Origin of the sequence: Timonella senegalensis JC301, from assembly GCF_000312125.1 — a bacterium.
In the GTDB taxonomy this organism is placed as follows: domain Bacteria; phylum Actinomycetota; class Actinomycetes; order Actinomycetales; family Cellulomonadaceae; genus Timonella; species Timonella senegalensis.
The window spans coordinates 96,885-100,742 of record NZ_HE978644.1 but is presented as its reverse complement, the minus strand read 5'-3'; the positions used below and the strand labels follow the sequence as shown (position 1 = coordinate 100,742).

Genomic DNA, 3,858 nt, shown 5'->3' with positions numbered 1-3,858 from the left:
GGGGTCACGTTGACCACGCCCATGATGAGCGTCCGGTTGAGCGAGGTGAGCGAGTCAGGCAGTGGTGCGGGATGGAGCATTGTCACTTGCCGATGATAAGGCTCATGGCCTCGGCGCGAGTGGCCCCGTCCCTCATTTGGCCACGGACCGCGGAGGTCACCGTGCGCGAACCAGGCTTGCGGACACCGCGCATGGACATGCACATGTGTTCGCATTCAAGGACAACGATGACACCACGGGCCCCGAGAACATCCACGAGGGAGTCAGCGATCTGGCCCGTGAGTCGCTCCTGAACCTGCGGACGGCGGGCGAAAACCTCCACCACGCGCGCCAGTTTGGAGAGCCCCGTGACTCGCCCCTCTTCGCCAGGGATGTAGCCCACGTGGGCTACTCCGTGGAAGGGGAGTAGGTGGTGTTCGCACATCGAGTAGACCTCGATGTCCTTCACCAGGATCATCTCCTCATGTCCGATGTCGAACACGGTGTTCAGGATTTCGACCGGGTCTTGGTCCAACCCGGCAAAGGCTTCGTTGTAGGCGCGGGCTACGCGCATGGGAGTTTCGAGCAGGCCTTCACGGTCGGGGTTTTCCCCGAGCGCGATGAGCATCTCACGCACCGCTGCTGCGGCGCGTTCGAGGTCTACCGGCCCGCGTCCCATGGATCCGAGGTCAGTCATGCGGTCGGACCTTCTGCTTCCTTGTTCAGTGACTCGCTGCCCTCTTCACCGTGGGGAGCTACAACGAGCCCGCCGGGAGTTTCAGGAGCGGCTGAGGCGGCTGGCGTCTCGATCGGACCGGGGGCATCCAGGAGTGGGCGGTCGTTCGACGAGTGCCACACTGGACGTTCCTCACGGCGCTCGATGGGCGCAAAGATCTCGGCGAGTTCCTTCTCGTTCAGGGTCTCCTTGTCCAGGAGTTCCGCCACGAGGTGGTCGAGCACCGCACGGTACTTGGTCAGCACTTCCCAAGCTTCCCTGTTCGCGGTGTCCAGGAGCTCGCGTACTTCCTCGTCGATCGCGTTTGCCACGTTTGGTGAGATCGGGCGGGAGCCCTGTCCCTGGCCGTAGCCGTAGAGTGGCTCTCCGTCTCCCTGGCCCAGGTCAATGGTGCCCACGCGCGAGCTCATGCCGTACTGGGTCACCATCTTGTACGCGGTCTGGGTCGCCTTCTCGATGTCGTTCGAAGCACCCGTGGTGGGGTCCTTGAACACCAGTTCCTCGGCTACGCGGCCACCCATGGCGTATGCCATTTCATCGAGCAGTTCGTTACGCGTCTTGGAGTACTTGTCCTCGGTCGGCATGACCATGGTGTACCCGAGCGCGCGTCCACGCGGAAGGATCGTCACCTTGGTGACGGGGTCCGTATGGCGCATCGCTGCGGCCACGAGCGCGTGTCCACCCTCGTGGTAAGCAGTGTTCTTGAGTTCCTTGGCGTTCATGAGTCGGGTGCGCTTCTGCGGACCAGCAATTACACGGTCAATTGCCTCGTCGATTGCACGGTCGTCAATGAGCTGCGCGTTGGAACGCGCAGTCAGCAGGGCCGCCTCGTTCAGAACGTTCGCGAGGTCGGCACCGGAGAATCCTGGGGTGCGCTTAGCCACCGAGTGTAGATCGATTCCCTCAACCATCGGCTTGCCCTGTGCGTGGACCTTGAGGATTGCCTCGCGGCCCTTGAGGTCCGCTGGCTCAACGCCAATCTGGCGGTCAAAACGGCCCGGACGCAGGAGCGCAGGGTCAAGAATGTCTGGTCGGTTGGTTGCCGCGATCAGGATGACGTTCGTCTTGACGTCGAAGCCGTCCATCTCAACCAGGAGCTGGTTAAGGGTCTGCTCGCGCTCGTCGTGGCCGCCGCCCATGCCTGCGCCGCGGTGGCGTCCCACGGCGTCGATCTCGTCAACAAAGATGATTGCTGGGGCGTTCTCCTTGGCCTGCTGGAACAGGTCGCGGACGCGCGAGGCTCCAACGCCCACGAACATCTCAACAAAGTCGGATCCGGAGATGGAGTAAAACGGAACTCCCGCTTCGCCGGCAACTGCACGGGCGAGCAGGGTCTTACCAGTTCCTGGAGGGCCATAGAGCAGGACACCCTTAGGGATCTTGGCGCCGACTGCCTGGAACTTGGCTGGCTCGGACAGGAACTCCTTGATTTCGCGGAGCTCTTCAACCGCCTCGTCTGCACCGGCCACGTCGGAGAAGGTCACCTGGGGCATGTCCTTGTTCGCAAGCTTCGCGCGGGACTTTCCGAAGCCCATGACGCTGCGGCCGCCTCCCTGCATGCGGGACATGAGGAAGAAGAAGACCACACCGATGAGCAGGAACGGGATGATGATGGAGAGCATCGAGGTCAGGAAGCTGGCGCGCGGAACCTCGGAATTGTATCCGTCCTTGGGGTTCGCAGCGGTAACAGCGTCTACGATCTTCTCGCCCTGTGGGTCCACGTAGTAGAACTCCACGGACTTACCGAGGTTCTTTTCCTTGCCGTCAACCTTGGTCTTGAAGTCTTCGCTCAGAGTCAGGCGTACTCGCTGGTCGCCATCCACGATGAGCGCCTGAGTAACCTTTCCGCCCTTGAGGAGTTCAAGGCCGTCCGAGGTGTCGATGGAAGAGACCTTCACACCAAACAACGTTGACGCCGCGAGGCCCAGAATGACTACGGCGAGCAGCACCCATAAGAATGGGCCACTAAAGAAACGCTTTTTGTTCATCGGCGATCGGGCTTGCGCCCGCATCCCTTCCTTCTACGGCAACACATGCATGTCAATACAATGACGGTACACGTACTAACGCCGATTGAGCGGGGGAAAGTTCCCTTGTTCGCCGTCGGCGCTAAAGCAAGGACAGCCCGCCCCACACGAGTGCGGAGGACGGGCTGTCCCTAGAGTTGATTTCCGGCTGAGCCGGGAATCGGTCAGTTCTCGTATACGTGTGGAGCCAGGGTTCCCACGTACGGCAGGGTGCGGTACTGCTCCGCGTAGTCGAGGCCATATCCGACCACGAACTCGTTGGGGATGTCGAAGCCGATGTACTTGACGTCTACCTCAACCTTGGCGGCTTCTGGCTTGCGCAGCATTGCGGCGACCTCGAGCGACTCAACGCCGCGCGACTTGAGGTTCGAAATGAGCCAAGAAAGCGTCAGTCCGGAGTCGATGATGTCTTCGACGATGAGTACGTGGCGGCCGGTCAGGTCGGCGTCCAGGTCCTTGAGGATGCGCACAACACCGGAGGACTTGGTTCCCGAACCGTAGGACGATACTGCCATCCAGTCCATGGAGGTGCGGGTGTGCTTGAGCTTGCGGGACAGGTCGGCCATGACCATGACAGCGCCCTTGAGCACACCGATGAGGAGCAGTTCCTTGCCTTCGTAGTCTGCGTCGATCGCTGCGGCCATTTCGTCGAGCTTGGCCGAGATCTGTTCTTCACTTAGAAGAACGTGGTGAATGTCGTTTGGCTTTGCGGAACCCACGGAGTAACTCCTCATGTGCGCGATTGTGTGTGGTTCGCGCGAACCCCACCGTGCGGGGCTCACGCATACTCAATCAACAGTATGACTACTCAGGACGAGGTTGCCACTTTGTCGTCTAACAAACACCGGTCCTGGCAGGTGAATGGGCCCTTGCCCATGCCAGTGAGTGAGGAGCCGGTCGACCTCGTCGATGTGCCTGCGGGCGAGAGTTCCCGCCGGACTTCCCGCCAAAATTGCGGCCTGGCGCAGCGCTCGAGTCCGCGCCGCTCGGTGTTCTTGCGAGAGCACTTCGACCGAGAGTGTGATCTGCGCTTCACCCGGGCTGTTGTCGCCCGGTTGACCTCCAATAGCCCGTTCGAGGGCGTCGACTCCGAGCTGTTCGAGGAGGTCCGCATCT

General features: G+C 61.2%; 4 protein-coding genes. All 4 read right to left on the bottom strand.

Going from position 1 to position 3,858, the window contains the following annotated elements; all coding sequences use genetic code 11:
• Positions 1-82 precede the first annotated feature (82 nt).
• The 4 genes from folE to HGSM_RS14190 all read right to left on the bottom strand — a co-directional run bounded on the left by folE (position 83) and on the right by HGSM_RS14190 (position 3,749).
• A complete protein-coding gene (gene folE / locus HGSM_RS11185; RefSeq protein WP_019148854.1) occupies positions 83-676 on the bottom strand; it encodes a GTP cyclohydrolase I FolE in 594 nt (197 codons plus the stop codon).
• A complete protein-coding gene (gene ftsH / locus HGSM_RS11180; RefSeq protein ID WP_019148853.1) occupies positions 673-2,703 on the bottom strand; it encodes an ATP-dependent zinc metalloprotease FtsH in 2,031 nt (676 codons plus the stop codon). Before ftsH ends, folE begins: the two co-directional genes overlap by 4 nt.
• Before the next feature lie 203 nt (positions 2,704-2,906).
• A complete protein-coding gene (hpt, locus tag HGSM_RS11175) occupies positions 2,907-3,476 on the bottom strand; it encodes a hypoxanthine phosphoribosyltransferase (protein ID WP_040595186.1) in 570 nt (189 codons plus the stop codon).
• Between the two features lie 54 nt (positions 3,477-3,530).
• Positions 3,531-3,749, bottom strand: a complete 219-nt coding sequence (locus HGSM_RS14190; RefSeq protein ID WP_230197551.1) for a TilS substrate-binding domain-containing protein — start codon at positions 3,747-3,749, stop codon at positions 3,531-3,533.
• Positions 3,750-3,858 lie beyond the last annotated feature (109 nt).